This is a genomic window from Paenibacillus amylolyticus (assembly GCF_051136285.1).
In the GTDB taxonomy this organism is placed as follows: Bacteria; Bacillota; Bacilli; order Paenibacillales; family Paenibacillaceae; genus Paenibacillus; species Paenibacillus amylolyticus_F.
This window is the reverse complement of sequence record NZ_CP194938.1, coordinates 3,957,300-3,976,401: the sequence shown is the minus strand read 5'-3', so window position 1 is coordinate 3,976,401 and position 19,102 is coordinate 3,957,300. Positions and strand designations below refer to the sequence as shown.

Below are 19,102 nucleotides of genomic sequence, written 5' to 3'. Positions count from 1 at the left end.
CAAAAAACACGAGCCGGACGGGCCCGTGTCAGTCAAGTATTTATCCGTGCACATGTTCACTACACTTCCTGTTGTCTTATAACTCAATTTGTCTAACTTAAGGCAGCACATTACCTGCAGCACGGTAAATCTCATACCACTCTGGACGAGTGAGATGAATTTCACTGGCTTTCACACAATCTTGCAGACGTTCAATATTCATCGTGCCCGTCACAGGTTGCATATGTGCAGGGTGACGAAGCAGCCACGCAATCGCAATCGTTGTATTACTCACGTTATACTTCGCAGCGATCTCATCGATCTTGGCATTTAACTCCGGGAACTTCTCACTACCCAGGAAGACACCCTCGAAGAATCCATATTGGAACGGAGACCACGGCTGAATAGTAATGTCATGCAAACGGCAGTAATCCAGAATGCTGCCATCTCTGTTCACCGCAGCATCATTCTCCATATTCACATTGATGCCGCTGTCGATCATGGTGGTATTGGTAATACTCATCTGCAGCTGGTTGGCTACCAGCGGCTGTTTGACGTATTTTTTCAACAAGGCAATCTGATTCGGGTTCTGGTTCGATACGCCAAAGTGACGCACTTTACCCTCACGTTCCAACTGATCGAACGCTTCTGCTACTTCCTCTGGCTCAACGAGCGCATCCGGGCGGTGCAGTAACAGCACGTCCAGATACTCGGTTCTCAGACGTTGCAGAATACCATCTACCGAATTCAGGATATGCTCTTTGGAGAAATCAAACATGCCTTTGCGAATACCGCATTTGGATTGCAGAATCAAATTTTCACGAACTTGGGGATTCATCTGCACAGCATCGGCAAAAATCTCCTCACATGTCCCTGTGCCGTAAATATCGGCGTGATCGAAGAAATTCGCTCCTACTTCCATGGCAGAACGTACAAAATGCTCCGCATCCTTACTGTCCAATGAATTGATTCGCATGCAACCTACAGCAACTACAGGCACATCGAGTGCACTGCTGCCCAGTTTAATGGTTCTCAAGATGTTTCCCCTCCATATTCAATAAAATAGTTTTGGTTTGCATGAGACCTGTTACGTGATATGCATGTCCATGCCTGTCTTCCGTCTATGATTGTGACATATATCTGCAATCGGTTTCAATAGACTTTCCCCACATTTATATGGAGAAATGATTCGTTTTTCACCGGGACTGACGGACCAGTGGAAGAAATCTTAACTTTTTTCCGGCACGATGACCTTCATATAACCAGGCTGAACACGAATATCTATGGGCAAGGCAGGCCCTTCCTCTCCATCTACATTCGTACGAATGGTTTCCTCTGAGCGGACACGTACTTCTTTGGCTGTAAAATAGTCCACGTCCTTATGCTCCTTCAGGTTTCCGAAGAACAATGAAGTACCCAGGGTCAAGCTGTTGAACACGCCGATGTTCCGGATCACAAAGCAGTGGATCAATCCGTCATCCACCTCTGCATCCGGTGACAATTTTTCGAATCCCCCAACCGAGTTGGTGAGTGCTGCCAGAAAGAGCGGTGACTCTCCCTCCCATGACTGCCCGTCATATTCGATCTTCAGGGTGTTCGCAGGTGTGTTCACCAGATCCTTCAGTCCTTCCTTCAAATAAGCGAACGAGCCCAGCTTCGACTTTTCCTCTGCCGAAACAGAGAACAGTGCCTCCGCCAGCGATCCAGCAGCCACCACATTGGCAAAAAGCCGCCCATTCACCATGCCGAGGTCTACCCACCGAGTCTGTTCCGAGCGAAGTTGCTCGATCGCTTCATCCGGGTCAAGAGAGATATGTAACGCCCGCGCAAAATCATTTACCGTTCCTAGTGGAACAATACCTAGAAGAGGACGATGCTCCTGATCCAGCATACCGTTGATGGTTTCATGCAATGTACCATCTCCACCGATGGAGATCACCAAGTCACACCCATCCTTACAGGCATTCAGACCGTAATGAGCAGCATCACCTTCCCCAGCCGTTTCGTTAACGACCACCGCGTACTGCTTGGCTTGCAGAATAGCCTGAACCTGAGACACGTACTGCTCCGCTTTTTCCTTGCCTGACGACGGGTTGCTAATGATCATCGCTTTCTTCATCAATATCTCCCTCTCCACATATGGCATCTGTACATCTTTACCCTTTTCATAAAGGAGTTGAATACGATCCCATACAAATCTGTTTAATTTGTACAAAGATATTCTGAAAAAGTGCAGGGCAAGGCCTTCATCATATAGAATAAAGGTATAGATCAATGCAAGTTATATAATCACTGTTCCTATTTCCCCAAGACGGGTTAATAACTAGAGAAGTTATGATTTGGAGGGAAGGCATGTAATGAAAAGAATTACACTGTTATTGATGATATGTATTCTAAGTATAGGTGCAGCAGGGCAAGCGATGGCCTATCCGGCCTCTGAAACAGAAAATCCCCTCATCAAAGATCCTGCACTGGAAGACGGACTTAAGCTGATTTTGAATATATCTGTAGGTGAACCCCTAACGTCCAACGATCTGAGGCAGCTTCGTGTGGTGGATCTGAGTAATGTCGGTATTCAGAATCTGTCCGGGCTGGAACATGCCGTGAATCTGACCCATCTGCGTCTATATGGCAACGAAATTAAAGATCTTACACCACTGGAACACCTGACTCAGCTTCGCGAGATTGACGTACGCAATAATTACATTACATCCATTCAGCCTCTTGCTGCATTGCAGCAACTGGGACGACTATATATCAGCAACAATTCGATAACCTCCATTGACGTTGTGCGGGAATTCCCCAGATTACATACACTGCATGCCAGCGGCAATCAGATCTCAAGTCTGGACGCTCTATCCGAACTGCGTTCGCTGAAATGGCTTGAAATCTCAAACAATTACATTACAGATCTCACCCCACTTACAAAACAGACAGAGCTAACACAGTTAAATGTGGCAAACAATCATATTTCGGTACTTGATGCACTCTCTGATCTGCCGAATACACTGCGAGAGCTAAATGTAGCAGGTAATCATATATCCAGTCTTACACCCTTGAGCCACATGACACAACTTCGATCACTGGATATCTCGGGTAACCAGATTCAGCGACTGAGTGACATTGCGGTATTAACAAACTTAACCGAGTTAAACGCGGATTCGAATCAGATCTACGATCTGGAGCCTCTGCGCAAGCTAACCAAACTGAACATATTGAAGTTATCCAACAACCGGATATGGGATCTGGCACCAATCTCTGAATTATCTCTTACACCTGACAATTCAGGGCTTCCAAGTGTAGATCCTATCTCCGCTTCCACCTCTATGTCCTCTGGCGCACAGAATGTGCTAACAGAGACAGAGGCTACCGGACTAACTGTACAGAATAATTATCTGGATGTGGCCAGTGGCAGTCATACGATGCACCTCCTCAACCAAATGAATGTCAGAGAGCAGAAACGCACGCCCCAGGGACGTTTTCAACGCCTAATCGAAGGATCTGCCACGGCATATGTAGGTGACCGTGCGTACGTACTGGATGCAGCTCCTTTTATTGATAAGGGCCGGACATATGTGCCTCTGCGCTTTGTATCCGAGCAGTTAAATGCTCGTGTGAACTGGAATAGCGATACACGTGAAGCTGTAATTACACAGGAGGATCTAACGATTCGCTGGAGCGTAGGCAATAAACAAGTCGCGATCAACGATGAACTCACCGTGAATGATGCTCCGCTGTTAATGAAAGATGGGAACGCCTATGTTCCGGTTCGATTTATTTCAGAGCAGCTTCATACCACCGTTGGATATATAGCCAATAGCAAAACGATTCTGATCTTTGAAAATAAACCGCAGCTCGAAAATGTTGTTACACCATCACCTTAAGCAAGGTAGTTCATTAATACATCTCATTCATTGCAAAATGTGACTGCATCCCCGCCTGAATGCCCAGCGGGGATTTTTGTTCTCTTTTTCATGAGGAACAGGACATATTATTCTACCCCTCTGATGGCCCAATCCGTACAGCCTACATCTGTATTACACGTATACTGGCCTTCTCCTTCCCTTTCCATGATGGTTCATTTCTAAGCTCTCCACCTTGGATTTGGGTAAATAATGCACGGTTTAGCACATCTGCTTTTGTAGCGAAAGTTGGTATACTGAACGTAATCAAGCGAGTCACTGAGAAGCAACCAAGGAGGATCATCATATGACATTTACGTTTAACGGATTTTCGACTACCCCCACAGATCCATGGATGGAGATACCTGCTGTACTCTCGAATGAAAGCGCTAACTTAAAATTCACCGGTGAGCAACATCAGCTTGTCGAAGGATTCGGTGGCTGTTTTAACGAGCTGGGATATCTGGCTTTGGCTCATTTAAGTGACGAGCAGCGGCACGAAGTCATGCACTCCCTGTTCCACCCGGAAGGAGAGCATCGGTTTACAATCTGTCGCCTGCCGATTGGCGCGAGTGATTATGCGGAGCAGTGGTACAGCCACAACGAGGTCGACGGAGATGTGGCCATGAACCATTTTTCCATCGAACGAGACTTCAAATATCTGATCCCTTATATCAAGGAAGCTTTAAGTTATAACCCGGAGCTGCAATTATTTGCATCACCATGGAGTCCGCCAACCTGGATGAAGTTCCCCAAAGCCTATAACTACGGAACACTGCGCTGGGAAAAAGAAATTCTGGAGGCTTACGCTCTATATTTTGTGAAATTTGTTGAGGCTTACCGTGAAGCTGGCATTACAATTCATCAGGTGCATGTGCAGAACGAAGTGATCGCGGATCAGAAGTTCCCGTCCTGTATGTGGACAGGCGAGCAGCTGCGTGAGTTCATTGCTGATTATCTGGGGCCTGCTTTTGACAAGCATGGTCTGGATACGGAAATCTGGCTCGGCACCATTAATGCGCCTGATCCATGGGAAGAACTGATGAAAAAGAAAACGACCGGATTCGATGAATACGCCGGGCTGGTGCTCAGTGATCCCAAAGCTTACTCCTATATCAAAGGAGTCGGATATCAATGGGCAGGCAAACACGCCATCCAGCGTACCGTGGCAAGTTACCCGGAGCTTCGTTACATGCAGACCGAGAATGAATGCGGAGATGGTAACAACTCCTGGAATTACGCCAAGCATGTATATAACCTCTATCAGCACTATTTCAGCAACGGTGTTAACGCTTATATCTATTGGAATATGGTGCTGGAGCCCAAAGGTCGCAGTACATGGGGCTGGGAGCAGAACTCGATGATTACAGTGGATCCTGCACACAAGGACGTTACTCGCAATCCGGAGTATTATGTGATGAAACATTTTGCTCACCATGTCGTTAACGGCGCTCGCCGGCTGGGTCTTTCCGGAGCATGGGGCGGCAAGGCGGTTGCTTTCCGTAACCCGGATAACAGTCTGGTCATCGTGATTAACAATCCATTCCCGGAACGCCGCGACCTGCACCTGGCTCTGGGCGAAAGAGAGACCGTTCATGTGAAGCTTGAAGCCGATTCATTCAACAGTATGGTGATTACAACACATTAAAATAGTGATTCAGAACAGCAAGAAACGAAACCAGAATGCTGGTATAAACTTAAAAAAGCCTGTCCGCATGGTTAGCGAGGCAGGCTTTTTTTGAGGGGATAATGCAGGTTAACTGATTTTAAAAGTAGAATGAGTCCGGTCTGCTTTTGCTTATACTGAGATTTATACAAAAGCCAACTCTAAAGCCTGTTCCTAGACTTAAGGGTTGTTAGCCAGGTAGCTTTTCAGCCATTGCATTGCAGGACGTTCTGTACCGTTGCTTCTTACCAGGTGAGAACCACTAACCCAAGTTTGGTTTTCGTTGTAACCCCACAGCGTAACACCTTTAACAGCCGGGTGCTTCCACAGTACTGGGAATTTTTGTTGGTAACGTTGCAATTGAGTATTGTCATCACCTGTCATATCCAGCTCGGATACGTACACCGGAAGACCTGTTGCTTGCAGCTTGTTCAGAACGGTGTTCATCGTGTTCACAGATACGTTGTCCATATTAAAGTGATGCGCTTGAATACCGATCCCATCAACAAGGCCTCTGTTTTTCAGAAGGTTGATAATTTGGATGTATTGATCTGCTTTGGCAGGATCACCGATAATGCCGTATTCATTGATCAGCAACTTGGAATTCGGGAAGGCTTGTCTCGCTTGTTGGAATGACCAGATGACCCAATCCCAACCCGTCTGTCCCTCTCCGCCAATTGCATTGCGGAAGGCTGGCTTCGCATGCAAAGGCTCATTAACTACATCGACATACTCCGACTGGGAATAGCGCTGCCCTGCCGCTCTGATCCATTGAAGCACTTCGTTTCTCTGATCTGTTGCAGAAAGGCCATTAATCCAGTTAGGTGCCTGACTTCCCCAAACAAGGGTGTGGAATTTGAAAGGCATTTTATTGTTTTTCGCATAGTTGTAAGCCATATCTGCCTGGCCCCAGTTCATCACATTACGCGTGCCTTCTACTGCTCCCCATTTGGTGGAGTTCTCAGGCGTTACCTGATTCCAGTAGGGACTGAAATTGTTTGGCACCTGGCTAGCTATAATATTCCCCAGGAATTTACTGCCTTTAGCCAATCCGGCACTGACACTGCCCACCGCGACTGACGCAGCCAGCACACCCGCCAGAGCAAGTGTACCTACCGTCTTAAACCATTTGGACTTCAACATAATATTCCTCCTTGGTTTGGTTTATTTTATAAAGCGCTTACAATGACATCATAATGGATAATTTTGGTTTTATACACATATAAATCATACTATTTACTTTGAAAAGAATACTTCTTATTGCTTTATTTTTTCCCCTACTTTACTCAACTGTATCAAACATATATGTTACATCAGCGTTTACATTACGTTGATGTTTCTCTAGTATGGATTGATAGATATCATTACACACACTACAACACAAGGGAGATTACACATGCATACACATGGTTTCAAACGTTTTGCCAGTTGGTCATTATCCATTCTGTTAGGCTCTTCCCTGCTGCTCACGCCGCTTGCTTCGGAAAGTGCTCACGCAGCTGCAGCAGATCAGGAAACTAAAATCACTTTGCTTGGCACATCCGATATTCATGGCCGATTTATGCCATGGGACTATGCATTGGATGGCCCCAACCCTGCCGGCAGCATGACACAGCTCTATACGATGGTGAAAAAGGTTCGTGCTGAGAATCCCAACACCATCCTGCTGGATGCAGGAGATATGATTCAGGATAATTCAGCCGAGCTGTTCAATGACCAGCCCAAGTCTCCGATGATGGTGGCGATGAATGAGATGAACTATGATGCCTGGGTTATGGGCAACCATGAGTTTAACTTTGGCCTGGACGTGCTGGCGAAAATCTCTTCGCAGTTCAAGGGCCAGGCGCTTGTCGGTAACATTTTCAAAGAAAACGGCGACCGTTACATGCCTGCATATACCATTATTGAGCGCGACGGCATCAAAGTAGGCGTAATTGGTATGAACACCCCAATGATCACCGAATTCGAAAAAGGAACTGATCACCTGGATGGTGTAATTGTGAAAGACCCTGTCGAGGAGACTCGCAAAGCCATTGCCGAGCTGAAAGGCAAAGTCGATGTGATGGTTGGCCTCATGCATATGGGACTGGATAATGAGAACGGAAAACCGGGAACCGGGGTAACGGATATCGCGAATGCCAACCCGGAGCTGGCTGCTATTTTCGCCGGACACATGCATCAGCTGATTGAATCACAGACGGTGAACGGTGTGCTGATCTCCGAGCCCAACAAATATGGTACACACATGTCGCGCATTGACCTGACGTTTGCCAAAGAGGACGGCAAGGTTGTGTTGAAGAGCAAAGAAGCCAAAGCACTCGCTGTCAAAAAAGCAGACGGCACTTATGAAGTTTCCGATCCTTCTCTGGAAAAAACACTGCATCCGTTCCACGAGTTCGCTCGTGCCGATGCTAATATCGTGGTCGCTGAGTTGAAAGGAATGAATCTGGTTCCGGCGGATGAGATCAAAGGCATCCCTGCCGTACAGATTCAGGAAACGCCACTTTCCGATTTCTTCACCGAAGTGATGCTCCATTACAGTGATGCAGATGTTGTTGCACATCAGATTGATAATGACAAAGCCAAACTGGACGTTGGCCCAATCAAGAAAAAGGATATTGCATTCAACTATCAGTACACGTTTGGTGAAGTAACTGTATACGAAGTGACCGGCCGCGATCTGAAGGATTACATGGAATGGTCTGCGGGATACTTCAACTCTACTCGTCCCGGAGATGTAACCATCAGCTTTGATGCGAAGCGACGTGCTTCCAAATATAGCACCGATGATTTCTTTGGTGGTGTAACCTATGAGATTGATCTGACGAAGCCATATGGCAGCCGAATTACGAATTTGAAGTACAGTAATGGAAAATCCGTTCAGGCCAATGATATGCTCAAGCTTGGTATGAATGCTTATCGGATGGAAGCACTCATTGCCAAAGGCGGGGCACTTGAAGGACGCAAGTTCAAACAGCTCTGGTCCTCCAAGGATGCTTCGGCTTTCGGTGAGATTCAGGGGACTATCCGTAACCTGTCGATCGCCTATCTGAAAGACGTAATGAAGGGTGTCTACGAACCGAAGATTCAGCATAATTGGAAAATCACTGGTGTAGACCTGACTGCACCGGAACGTGCAGATGTCGTAGAACTCATTAATGCTGGCATTATGACCGTTCCGACTACGGAAGACAGCAAATATACGAACATTGCCTCCATTAACATTTTGGACACGGTAACAGCGGATGAGATTGAAGCCCTCTCTTCCAAAGCAGGGATAAATGCAGCACAGTTCAAAGGCGTAAAAACAAAAGGCGCGTTCTATCAGCAGTTGAACAAGGCTCGCAAAGCTACACCCGGCCAAGGCACTGATGGTACCTCCCCATCTCCAGTACCTGCATCGGAGAAACCGGTAACTCCAGCGAAGCCGAAACCAACTCCGGTTCCTACACCTGGAGCGCCAAAACCAGGCACTCAGAAACCAGGTAAACCACCTGTGTCTTCAGACAATGGCAAGCCAACTGTCGCAGTTCCAGGCAAACAAGCCAAGGTCACGGCCGCTCATCTGAATGTACGTGCGGGTGCATCCTCCAAATCTAAAGTGATTACTTCTGTGCCACAAGGTACGATGCTTGAAGTAGTTAACACAGGCCCTGCCTACGGCTGGGTCAAAGTGAAGTTGAATGGACAGATGGCATACGTTTACGGCAAATATGTGAGTATTCTAAAATAAAACGAGATGTATCAAGGGCGATGCCCCCATGTGATGATGGGAAGGTATCGTCCTTTTCCTATTCTGAGCTGTCTATAGATGTAGGATCACTGCGGAATGCTACAAAACGTTTCACGTGGAACGTTGCACATATAGGAGAGTCTCTTTATTTGCCACACGCTTCTCTTGCACATAGAGTATAATAAGCAGGTATATGTTACATGTACGGTGCAATGCTTGTAAGTGAGATCAAGTAAGTAAGATCATGGACATGTCGATTGAACCAACACAACGTAAGTACACTGCATTCCAAACTAAAACGCAAAAGAGGTAAATGATGAGCACTCAGCAATTTAAAGACTACGGTCTTGGTGAAGAAATTATAAAAGCACTGGACAGCCTGGGTTACGAGAACCCTACCGAAGTTCAGACCCGGGTCATTCCCGTCGCACTGGAGAATCAGGATCTTGTGGTAAAATCACAGACCGGTAGCGGCAAAACAGCCGCATACGGTATTCCGCTCTGCGAACTGGTAGACTGGAACGAAAATAAACCGCAGGCTCTGATTCTGACTCCTACACGAGAGCTGGCCTTGCAGGTCAACGAGGATATTACCAACATTGGACGCTTTAAACGTATTAAAGCAACCGCACTGTATGGACAGTCACCTTTTCATATTCAAAAAGCCGAGCTGAAACAACGAACCCATGTGGCCGTAGGCACGCCAGGCCGGGTTTTGGATCATATTGAACGGGGTACGCTGCCGCTGGATCGCATCGCATATCTGGTCATTGATGAAGCGGATGAGATGTTGAACATGGGCTTTATCGAGACAGTTCAAGCGATTATCCAGGCATTGCCACAGGCACGGACAACCATGCTGTTCTCCGCAACGTTCCCGGAAGATGTAGCGAAGCTGTCACGGAAATATATGAACACACCTGTAGAGATTGAGATCAAGGCCAGCGGACTGACTACAGCCACCATCGAACATGCTGTGGTTCACACTTCGGAAGTGAACAAAACCGCACTGCTACAGGACTTGTTGATTACGGAAAACCCGGATAGCTGCATTGTATTCTGTCGTACACAAGAAAATGTTGATAAGCTGTTCCGGGTCATGGCTGATCTGGACTATCCGGCTGATCGTATCCATGGCGGCATGGAGCAGGATGAGCGAATTGAAGTCATGAATGCGTTCAGACGTGGACAATTCCGTTATCTGATTGCTACCGACGTTGCGGCGCGTGGGATTGACATCACAAACATCACCCATGTCATCAATTATGATATCCCCCTTGAAAAAGAAAGCTATGTTCACCGTACAGGTCGTACGGGTCGTGCAGGTAAAACAGGCAGAGCCTTTACTTTGGTAACCCCGAAGGACGGCAGACGTCTTGCGGAGATTGAATCCTATATTGGATTTGAGATCCCGGTTATGAAAGCTCCTTCCGAGGAAGCGGTCGATCGCCGCAGAGAAGAATTCGAGAAGCGCCTCAAGATCGTGCCTGAACGCAAAAAGGACAAGCGTGAGCAGTTGAACCAGCAGATCATGAAGCTGAACTTCAACGGAGGTAAGAAGAAGAAACTTCGTGCGGTTGATTTTGTAGGTACGATTGCAAAGATTGAAGGGGTTAGCGCAGACGATATCGGGATTATTACCATTCTGGATAACGTAACGGATGTGGAAATCCTGAACGGCAAAGGGCCGCTTGTACTGGAAGTTATGCAGCATACTACGATCAAACGTATGCAGCTCAAGGTACGTAAAGGTCATAAATAGACCGATCATAGGATCATATATAATGAGGGATAACGGAGAATTGCCAAGATCCGTTATCCTTTTTTTATCCCTTTACGTTGAGAATCATTATCAATATAATAAAAAGAAATGCCCACGCACGGCAGGAGGTTCGTACGAATGACAATAACACTAGATGATCATATCCGAGTATGGAATTATTCTTCGGTCAAAGTCATGGATATTCGCCTTGCCGTGCTGGAACCCGGAGAAAGAGTACAGCGATACCAACTCCCCGCACATTCATTCATATACGTGCTGGACGGACATGCTCAAGTGCGCCTGGATCAATCGCAATATAACATGAGTCGATTTCATATCCTCCATGGAGGGCGCGGCGCGTTCATAGATATTGTCGCAGAGGATCGATTGGAATATTATTTGATTCTTTACAAAGCCGTGATGATGTTACCCACTTCTCATCCACTGCTTAAGCACCATGGAGTCGATTCTTCCTTTAGATATCAATATGCTTTCGTCCCGGGTCATCCAGCCTCTTTGCTGTTGAAGCTGGATGATATGTATGAAAATTGGACGACTCCCGATATGCTCCATCAATTTCAGGCTCGGACACTATTCTACCAGTTTGTTCATGCACTTCTTTTACAGATGAAACAGCAGGGAATTGAACCCGTGGCCCCGGATTTGCTCTCACAGGTGTTGCATTACATGCAGGAACATTATATGGAACCCATCACGCTTAAATCTCTGGCAGAGCTGTTCGATTGCAGTGTCAGCTACCTGACCAAACTGTTCAAGTCTCGTCTGAATGACAGCCCCATACGGCTGTTAGCCAAAGTTCGTGTACAGGAGGCTGCCAAGATACTGGCACGCAGAGGAGCTTCCCTTCAAGAAATCGCCGAAATTGTTGGTTATCCGGATGCCCATACCTTAAGCCGCAGTTTCAAAAAAGTATACGGCATTACCCCTGCTCAGTACCGGGCAGCTGTCTCCCAGACGGGGAACCTGATACCGGATATGCCCAAGCTGCGTACCCGATCTGCCCTTGTTGTGACTGAACCTCAATGCTATAGTTTCAATGATTACGATTCTCATTTATATTTAAGCGGAGGTTTATCCATGGTTAAGACAAGCAGATCATCATCCATTGCCACAGCGGCATTGCTCTTGTGTTTCACCTTAATTCTCTCGGCATGTGCCGGTGGATCAACAGCACCCCCTACTGCAGCATCCGGAAAAGGGACTGTTTCCGAATCGGGAACGGGGCAACAGAAACAGGCCTCCACATCTGAGGCAACAATCTCAGCTACCCAGACATACACCGACAGCAAGGGAACGATCACCATTCCGGCTCATCCGGAGCGGATCGTTGATCTGACTGGCAGCGCAATTGGTAACTTGTTAGCACTTGGCGTAAAACCTGTGGCAGCAACCTATGATGCTATGCGAAGTCCTTATCATAAAGGCATGCTGGAAGGCATCGTTAATTTGGGAGAAGGAAGCAACGCTGAAGCCATACTGAATCTGGAACCTGATCTGATCATCACGTATGACTATCTGGAGGATACGCAGTATGAAGCATTATCTCAGATTGCTCCAGGTTGAAGTATGGCGGGGCAACTCCGCAAGATCTACTGCTGGAATTCGGCAAAATAACGGGTAAAGTGCAAGAGGCTCAGGCTTGGGTTGATCAATGGAATGCCAAAATTGCAGAGGTTAAACCCAAGATTCAAGCTGTCGTGGGGGATCAAACGGTTTCTATCCTTCAGCCCTATGCCAAAGGCATCTACGCATGGGGAAACAAGGGTGCACGTGGGGGAGAGATTTTATATCGAGATCTCGGTCTCAAAGCCCCGGCTTTAATCCAGAAGGATCTGATTGATGGGGAAGGCGCAGGTGCGAATCTATCACTGGAGCAGCTGCATGATTATGCGGGTGATTACATCTTCACAAGTAATTGGGGCTGGGATGACGGCAACCCCGAGGTCGTCTATGAGAGCAAGGTGTGGAAGGGACTGCCGGCGGTTCAAAAGAAACATGTCTATTTCATCAATGTGGATGGCTCGTATTATAATGACCCTATCTCTTTGGAGGCACAGCTCCAATTCATTGTAGATAGCTTTTTGAACCCATCTTAATAGAGTCAGAGTCACTGCTTTGACAACAAACAAGCTGACAGCTCAGGCAAAATCCCCTCCTTCCAACACACGGAACAGGAGGGGATTTTGCTCTCAATACTGCCGAGGTTCTATTTTCACCTGTACAGCCCCAATCGGTGATGAAGTTGCTCTCGAATCTCTGTCTGATTGCTCACTTTAACGATCAGTGAAGGTGTGTACTGCTGCTGCATAATTTCATAAGAAAACTCCGGACCGGATGATGGGGAGACCGTCTGAAACAACTGGTAGAAGTATAGTCCGTTCGGCTCGTCTGAACCGCTATACTTGTACGACACCTGATAAGTCAGGAAAGGGAATTGCGCCAGATCAGTTCTAGAAGATACCTCGTTATCGTTACCCGATAGTAGACATATTCACCATGGGTCATCGCACATATCCTCAATCAAGTTATAACGAGGTGAGTTCATATTTACATTTGCCAATATTAGTTCAGTCACATCAGCTGTATTTTCTCTCGCAAAACCATACACCTATCCCTCCTGACTTGGCTCCCCGCCATGATCGGTACGACTCAAACAGGCAAAGTACAATGCGCGCAGCGGAGACACGGTCAGTTCCAGCAAATTCGTAGGTAAACCCTCGTGATGACACCAGGCCAGCACATGCTCACGCTCCCACTCTCCGGCTTGATCAGCCGTATCTCGGACATAGTCGTTTACTGCATCCATATAATATTCCGGGTTAGCTCGAAGCATTCGTGCCATTCCTGATCGCAGTAAGGATGATGATTGCGTGTCATACCGCCTGTTTTCTCCACGATAATAACACCCATCCTGACCATTCGGTAACTCTTTGATAATCGATATGTAGTCTTCAACAGAGCTTATCTCGTAGTACAAAGGATTTTTCGTTGCATTCATCTCATCCAGTACCTCCAGCGTTTATGTGTAACTCTTAATCACTTTTTCGGAATACTCTCTGTCCGTTATACGCCAAAATCTCCCCATTGGCTTCAAATCCAATCCCTTGTTTTGGACTGGGATCGACGCTATCTCTGCTTACTGTCTTAAGATAGTACTTTGTTCAGCAATAATTGAATTGTTCACTTGCTAAATATTGTAAATCAACTACAATATATTTGAAAGCGCTTTATTTATTTACAATCTTGATGGAGGTGTACGTAATGGGAAAACGTAAGACGGTCTGGCTTCTGGTTTTCACACTCGCATTAACGATGTTTAGTCTACATCCTGAACGAAGCAACGCGGCAAGTGTAGCAATTACCAATGGTACCGATTGGCTTGATACGGCCGGCAATCCCATTCACGCCAACAGCGGTAACATCCTGCAAGTCGGTTCAACGTATTATCTGTACGGAGAACATGCGGTGGGCGGCAAATTTGACAGTGTAAACGTCCACACCTCAACGGATTTGAAAAATTGGACGTTCAGCAACGCTATTCTGACCAAAGGCTCCGCGACAGAACTCGCCTCCAGCAAGATTGAACGTCCAAAAGTGATCTACAACGCCTCCACCAAGCAATATGTACTCTGGGCTCACTATGAGAACGGTACGGATTACAATCTCGGCCGCGTTGCTGTAGCCACAAGCAGTACACCCAACGGTAAATTTACGTATGAGGGCAGCTTCCGCCCGCTTGACTACGAATCCCGTGACATGACTGTTTTTGTGGACACGGACGGTACAGGTTATCTCGTAACTGCCTCCCGCAAAAACGGCGGTGCGAATGATACGATGGCTGTTTTTAAAATGAATGCAAGTTACACAGGGGTGCAATCTTTTGAAGGATGGTTGTTTGAGAATGCATACCGTGAAGCCCCTGCTGTTGTGAAAAAAGGGAATCGCTACTACCTCTTTACCTCCCAGGCGGCTGGCTGGTATCCGAATCAGGGTGCATACGCGACAGCCACATCGATGACCGGGCCATGGTCTGCACTTACACCTTATGGGAACCCGTCCGCCTTCGGCTCCCAGATTCATGATATTGCCACGATCCAGGGCAGCAGCAACACTTCCTATATCTATATGGCAGATCGTTGGAATCCGATGAACCTTGGCGAGCACAAACACATCTGGTTGCCCCTCACGTTGAATGATGGCAATGGAACGGCCTCGCTGGAATGGTATACGACATGGAATATTGACGCAGCAACAGGACAAATCACGCTGCCTGCACTCGTGAATCACGCCCAAGGTAAAACGGCTTCCGCCAGCTCCACGGCCTCTGGCTCATCCGCTTCTCTCGTTAATGACGGTAACTACCAGACCTCATGGGTGGCTTCCTCCAATAGCTGGCCTGCGTGGTGGCAGGTAGACTTTGGAGCACCGAAGACCATTACGGAGATCGATATTTCGTGGTTTATGTATAAAGGTTCTGAAGGGTATTACAAATACAAAATCGAGATTAGCAACGATGGCGTCAATTACTCCACGCTAGACCGCACCAACAATCTGACATATGGTTTCACCACGGATTCGGTGCACTTTACCGCCCGCTACGTGCGAATCAATATGGTCAATGCCGTCTTGTGGAACAATCCGAGCAACTGGTACACCCCAACGCTGCATGAAGTCAAAATGTTAGGACCATCCACGCCTGAAGCTACAGGCTACAGCCAGTTTACTTCACACAATGTTCCGGATCGAATGATCCGTCACGCCAACTATATCGCTCGCATTGATGCAAATGTCTCCCCGGCTCTGGATGCCCAGTTCCGCGTTGTACCAGGTCTTGCCAGCTCTACAGGTGTTTCGCTAGAGGCAATCAACCACCCTGGTTATTTCCTGAAACGTAATGCAAGTAACAAAATTGTACTTGAGCCCTTCACAAACACCACCACATATAAGGGTGATGCCACGTTCCTGATTAGCCCCGGCTGGGCAGACAGCACCAAAGTATCTTTGCAATCCTATAACCAACCCGGATTTTACATCCGACATTACGATTATGTGATGCAGCTGGATGCCGTGAATGCTACCAGCAATGCTACAGTGAAGGGCGATGCCACGTTTGGTCGATTGAATTTCTAGTCTGTATAATTAAGGAGCGGTTTTTCTAAGCGGATTTGCATCTTAGAAAAGCCGCTTTTGATTGGGAGGATTTACAAAGATTATGTCGAATTTTATCATATTAATTCCAAAGGAGGTTACATTTTGTTAAAGCCAAAACAAGCTTCAAAGCGGCAAACAAGCTTTATTAGTAAAGTTACATATTTATCAGTATTATTGTTTCTTCTTACCCCAACGGTTGCCGTCTTCAGCCACAATGCTGTATCACAAGCAAGAGCAGACAGCAGTTCAGTTTCGGAGTATAGTCAGGATCAAATCGAAGCCCTTGATTTTCTCAACTCAGTTCGTGCCAAAGTCGGTGTACCACCAGTAAAGTTGAATGCAGCGATCACGCGAGCTGCTGAGAGTCACGCCTTATACTATAATTATAATGTTAACAAAAGTGAGCTTCCCGATTTAAAAACACATTCAGAAATTAACGGCACCCCAGGATTCACTGGAAAAAATGTAAAAGATCGCTTGACTAAAGCAGGTTATAAATCTTCGAACCGGGATTTTCTCTACGCAGAAGTTATACATTTTCAGCAAAAGAGTAGCTCGGATGCGATGCAGGCATGGATGGATACCGCATACCATCGCCAAATTGTTTTAGATCCTGACTTTGACGAAATAGGGATCGCTTTGGTTGATGGTACAGTGGTTGCAGATTTCTCCCAATCTGGAACAGGCTCAGTTGGCGAGGGCTCACTAGCTGTATATCCTTATGATCAACAGAATGATGTTCCTGTGGGATTTTATGGACATGAAACTCCCAATCCATTGGATCAATTTCAAGCTGAATTCTCCGGTTATATCATTTCCGCAACCTCAACAGCAACAGACATAATCAATGATTATCAGGTAGAGATCAAGGACAATCAAGGCAATGATATTCCTTATTATGAGGAGTTATACGACAAGACTTTGTATATCTATCCCGAGTCTATTTTAAAAGGCAATCATACGTATACAGTCTCACTTACCTATTCCACCAGAAATCGTTCAGAGACCAACTCAAAAGTATGGTCGTTTACTACAGGAGAGGGACACCATCTGGCTTCCATTCGTCCTTTTACAGATGAAATTACTTTAAATCAAGATGAGCAGCAGCAACTGAACTGGATTAGTCACTATGATGATGGGGCTTTTGATGAGGAAATAGAAGGATTCCTCCGATACATAAGCAGTAATGATACAGGACTTCGTATATCTGCAACGGGAATGATTACCGCAATCAAACCTGGAGATTACACCATCAAAGCCACATTGGAAGGAAAAGCAGCGTTAGTCAACATTAAGGTCTATCCCAAATGGAAAACGAAGAATTACAACATTGTGTCAAAGAAATTGCCTCCTGATTCTATCGGTCACCCTTTACTAGCAGCAATAAAATGGGGACTGAATTCTGCTATTGTTACCCCAACAAGCAATGGAAAACTGCAACCCAATGCCACGGTAAGCGAAGCAGAATTTTGGATAATGTTATTAAAAACATACCGGGTTAATATCGCATCCTATCAAAGTACCAACAAAACACTAGTTGACACCACATACCAAATTGCTAAGGATCGAAACTATCCACTTACAGGTATAACAAAAAAGGAGTACCGCAATCGACCAATCAGTCGTCAGAAAATAGCCGAGATTATATCTGCCGCAGATGGGAAACATTTTAGGGATACCAACGCTATTCACTATGTACTCGCTAAAGATTATATTCGGGGCATAACCGAATTGTCTTATTCTGGATATAAAGGCTCCCGTACTGTCACCAAGGCAGAAGCCCTTGCTATATTAAAGTATTTACACGGCTCACTCGATAGTTTGAAAGGTAGCCCCTTAAAGCCCACGGACATATCTACTCTCCCTGAAATGCCTGAGAGAGAATTATATATAAAACCTGTCACTTATGAAAATTATACGTTCTTTGCTCAATACCGGAGTGATGGACGTCTGGTGATGGAGGGTAAATTCCTGAGCCTAAAGGGACAGCGCGTTGTTATTCAAGTACAGCATATCTGAATATCGTCACTAAATCGTGCTTCAACATTTCTACAGGCAGACACTACAGATGTTCAGAGCTTATTGTCTGCCTGGTTTGTTTATCAGTTCGTATGAAGGGGACACAAGTACCTATTTGTCAATTTCAACGGTATGATTCGAGAAACGAAAGATTAATTTGAGCCCATCCTCGTCTGCATCTGCGGTTATTGCAACGTTCTCCTCGTAAAATCCTTGCGTATAATTCGCTACCGTCTTGCGCCAGAAATGCTGGCCCACTTTGTTTTTCTCCCCTGGATTGGTGAATATCTCCCAGTTGCCTTTAAACATAGCGAAAATTTTTACCGCTGCTTGCTCCGCAATGCCCATCCCCCGATACGGCTGCAGCAGGAAGAATTCGTGCATGAAAAAATCAATACCCGGTGCACAATGAGGTGGTGTAGCCACAAATGCAAATCCAGCAGGCATATGCTCAGCCATGATCAGGAAAGGATAGAGACAGCCCGACTTTTCCCACCATATATTTTGCACATTATATTGGTCTTGTAACGTTCGGTAAGCAGAACTTTCCTCGTAAATGCCATGTTTATTTGGTCGATGTCCCTCCTGCAGACCATAATGTCCAGACAGGTCATGCAGGTATAACGGATACATGTTTTTGATGATATATGCCTTATCCAGATTCGTCAGTTCCACTTGGATGTTCATGTTGCAGATCACCGTTCCTTCCGCTGGTTACGCCCGCTTCCTTACTCTATATAAATAAACGTGCCCTCTGGACTCTATTGTACGGATGCTGTCGGTAGACAGATATGTAATATTCGTTTTCTAACCATTCTGTACACCCGCATCTCTGCACATGAAAAGTGCATAGTAAAAAGCCACATCCA

General features: G+C 46.2%; 14 protein-coding genes. 8 read left to right on the top strand and 6 right to left on the bottom strand.

All coding sequences use genetic code 11. The features are described from left to right. Window positions 1-97: 97 nt before the first annotated feature. Both ACR8BL_RS17475 and ACR8BL_RS17470 read right to left on the bottom strand, forming a co-directional pair. Complete coding sequence (locus ACR8BL_RS17475) at window positions 98-1,015, bottom strand: aldo/keto reductase (protein ID WP_434748785.1); 918 nt, start codon at window positions 1,013-1,015, stop codon at window positions 98-100. Window positions 1,016-1,207: 192 nt separating this feature from the next. Further along, window positions 1,208-2,098 carry a diacylglycerol/lipid kinase family protein gene (locus ACR8BL_RS17470; RefSeq protein WP_434748784.1) on the bottom strand — a complete coding sequence of 297 codons (891 nt, stop codon included), beginning with the start codon at window positions 2,096-2,098 and terminating at the stop codon, window positions 1,208-1,210. Window positions 2,099-2,336: 238 nt separating this feature from the next. On the opposite strand from ACR8BL_RS17470, the gene ACR8BL_RS17465 reads away from it, so the two are divergent. Continuing rightward, the gene (locus ACR8BL_RS17465) at window positions 2,337-3,863 is read left to right on the top strand and encodes a leucine-rich repeat domain-containing protein (protein ID WP_434748783.1); all 1,527 of its coding nucleotides are present in this window, start codon (window positions 2,337-2,339) and stop codon (window positions 3,861-3,863) included. 325 nt (window positions 3,864-4,188) lie between these two features. Then, entirely contained in the window at window positions 4,189-5,529 is a 1,341-nt protein-coding gene (locus ACR8BL_RS17460) for a glycoside hydrolase family 30 protein (protein ID WP_434748782.1), read from the top strand. Between the two features lie 198 nt (window positions 5,530-5,727). Here ACR8BL_RS17460 and ACR8BL_RS17455 read toward each other — a convergent pair whose 3' ends face one another. Next, complete coding sequence (locus tag ACR8BL_RS17455; protein ID WP_434748781.1) at window positions 5,728-6,690, bottom strand: endo-1,4-beta-xylanase; 963 nt, start codon at window positions 6,688-6,690, stop codon at window positions 5,728-5,730. Between the two features lie 253 nt (window positions 6,691-6,943). On the opposite strand from ACR8BL_RS17455, the gene ACR8BL_RS17450 reads away from it, so the two are divergent. From ACR8BL_RS17450 to ACR8BL_RS17435, 4 genes are all read left to right on the top strand, one after another. Beyond that, window positions 6,944-9,280, top strand: a complete 2,337-nt coding sequence (locus tag ACR8BL_RS17450) for a 5'-nucleotidase C-terminal domain-containing protein (RefSeq protein WP_434748780.1) — start codon at window positions 6,944-6,946, stop codon at window positions 9,278-9,280. Between the two features lie 316 nt (window positions 9,281-9,596). Beyond that, a complete protein-coding gene (locus ACR8BL_RS17445) occupies window positions 9,597-11,042 on the top strand; it encodes a DEAD/DEAH box helicase (RefSeq protein WP_434753156.1) in 1,446 nt (481 codons plus the stop codon). A 138-nt stretch (window positions 11,043-11,180) separates the two neighbouring features. Next, window positions 11,181-12,626, top strand: coding sequence for a helix-turn-helix domain-containing protein (locus tag ACR8BL_RS17440; protein ID WP_434748779.1), 1,446 nt, complete (start codon window positions 11,181-11,183; stop codon window positions 12,624-12,626). Continuing rightward, window positions 12,623-13,159 (top strand): ABC transporter substrate-binding protein, encoded by a 537-nt coding sequence (locus tag ACR8BL_RS17435; RefSeq protein ID WP_434748778.1) that lies wholly within the window; start codon window positions 12,623-12,625, stop codon window positions 13,157-13,159. Before ACR8BL_RS17440 ends, ACR8BL_RS17435 begins: the two co-directional genes overlap by 4 nt. A gap of 116 nt (window positions 13,160-13,275) precedes the next feature. Here ACR8BL_RS17435 and ACR8BL_RS17430 read toward each other — a convergent pair whose 3' ends face one another. Further along, on the bottom strand, window positions 13,276-13,476 hold the full coding sequence (locus tag ACR8BL_RS17430; protein ID WP_434748777.1) for a hypothetical protein: 201 nt from the start codon (window positions 13,474-13,476) through the stop codon (window positions 13,276-13,278). 195 nt (window positions 13,477-13,671) lie between these two features. Beyond that, a complete protein-coding gene (locus ACR8BL_RS17425; protein WP_434748776.1) occupies window positions 13,672-14,061 on the bottom strand; it encodes an FRG domain-containing protein in 390 nt (129 codons plus the stop codon). 314 nt (window positions 14,062-14,375) lie between these two features. Between ACR8BL_RS17425 and ACR8BL_RS17420 the strand changes: the two genes are divergently transcribed. Both ACR8BL_RS17420 and ACR8BL_RS17415 read left to right on the top strand, forming a co-directional pair. Then, on the top strand, window positions 14,376-16,193 hold the full coding sequence (locus ACR8BL_RS17420; protein ID WP_434753155.1) for an AbfB domain-containing protein: 1,818 nt from the start codon (window positions 14,376-14,378) through the stop codon (window positions 16,191-16,193). Between the two features lie 123 nt (window positions 16,194-16,316). Beyond that, window positions 16,317-18,233 (top strand): CAP domain-containing protein, encoded by a 1,917-nt coding sequence (locus ACR8BL_RS17415; RefSeq protein WP_434748775.1) that lies wholly within the window; start codon window positions 16,317-16,319, stop codon window positions 18,231-18,233. 111 nt (window positions 18,234-18,344) lie between these two features. On the opposite strand, the gene ACR8BL_RS17410 is transcribed toward ACR8BL_RS17415, so the two are convergent. Next, entirely contained in the window at window positions 18,345-18,920 is a 576-nt protein-coding gene (locus ACR8BL_RS17410) for a hypothetical protein (RefSeq protein WP_434748774.1), read from the bottom strand. Between the last annotated feature and the right edge of the window lie 182 nt (window positions 18,921-19,102).

Bases quoted from the DNA above. Each gene is read 5' to 3' on its own strand.
- ACR8BL_RS17425 (WP_434748776.1), bottom strand. From the start codon at position 14,061: ATGAATGCAACGAAAAATCCTTTGTACTACGAGATAAGCTCTGTTGAA.
- ACR8BL_RS17455 (WP_434748781.1), bottom strand. From the start codon at position 6,690: ATGTTGAAGTCCAAATGGTTTAAGACGGTAGGTACACTTGCTCTGGCG.
- ACR8BL_RS17470 (WP_434748784.1), bottom strand. From the start codon at position 2,098: ATGAAGAAAGCGATGATCATTAGCAACCCGTCGTCAGGCAAGGAAAAA.
- ACR8BL_RS17460 (WP_434748782.1), top strand. From the start codon at position 4,189: ATGACATTTACGTTTAACGGATTTTCGACTACCCCCACAGATCCATGG.
- ACR8BL_RS17440 (WP_434748779.1), top strand. From the start codon at position 11,181: ATGACAATAACACTAGATGATCATATCCGAGTATGGAATTATTCTTCG.
- ACR8BL_RS17465 (WP_434748783.1), top strand. From the start codon at position 2,337: ATGAAAAGAATTACACTGTTATTGATGATATGTATTCTAAGTATAGGT.
- ACR8BL_RS17410 (WP_434748774.1), bottom strand. From the start codon at position 18,920: ATGAACATCCAAGTGGAACTGACGAATCTGGATAAGGCATATATCATC.
- ACR8BL_RS17450 (WP_434748780.1), top strand. From the start codon at position 6,944: ATGCATACACATGGTTTCAAACGTTTTGCCAGTTGGTCATTATCCATT.
- ACR8BL_RS17445 (WP_434753156.1), top strand. From the start codon at position 9,597: ATGAGCACTCAGCAATTTAAAGACTACGGTCTTGGTGAAGAAATTATA.
- ACR8BL_RS17420 (WP_434753155.1), top strand. From the start codon at position 14,376: ATGTTTAGTCTACATCCTGAACGAAGCAACGCGGCAAGTGTAGCAATT.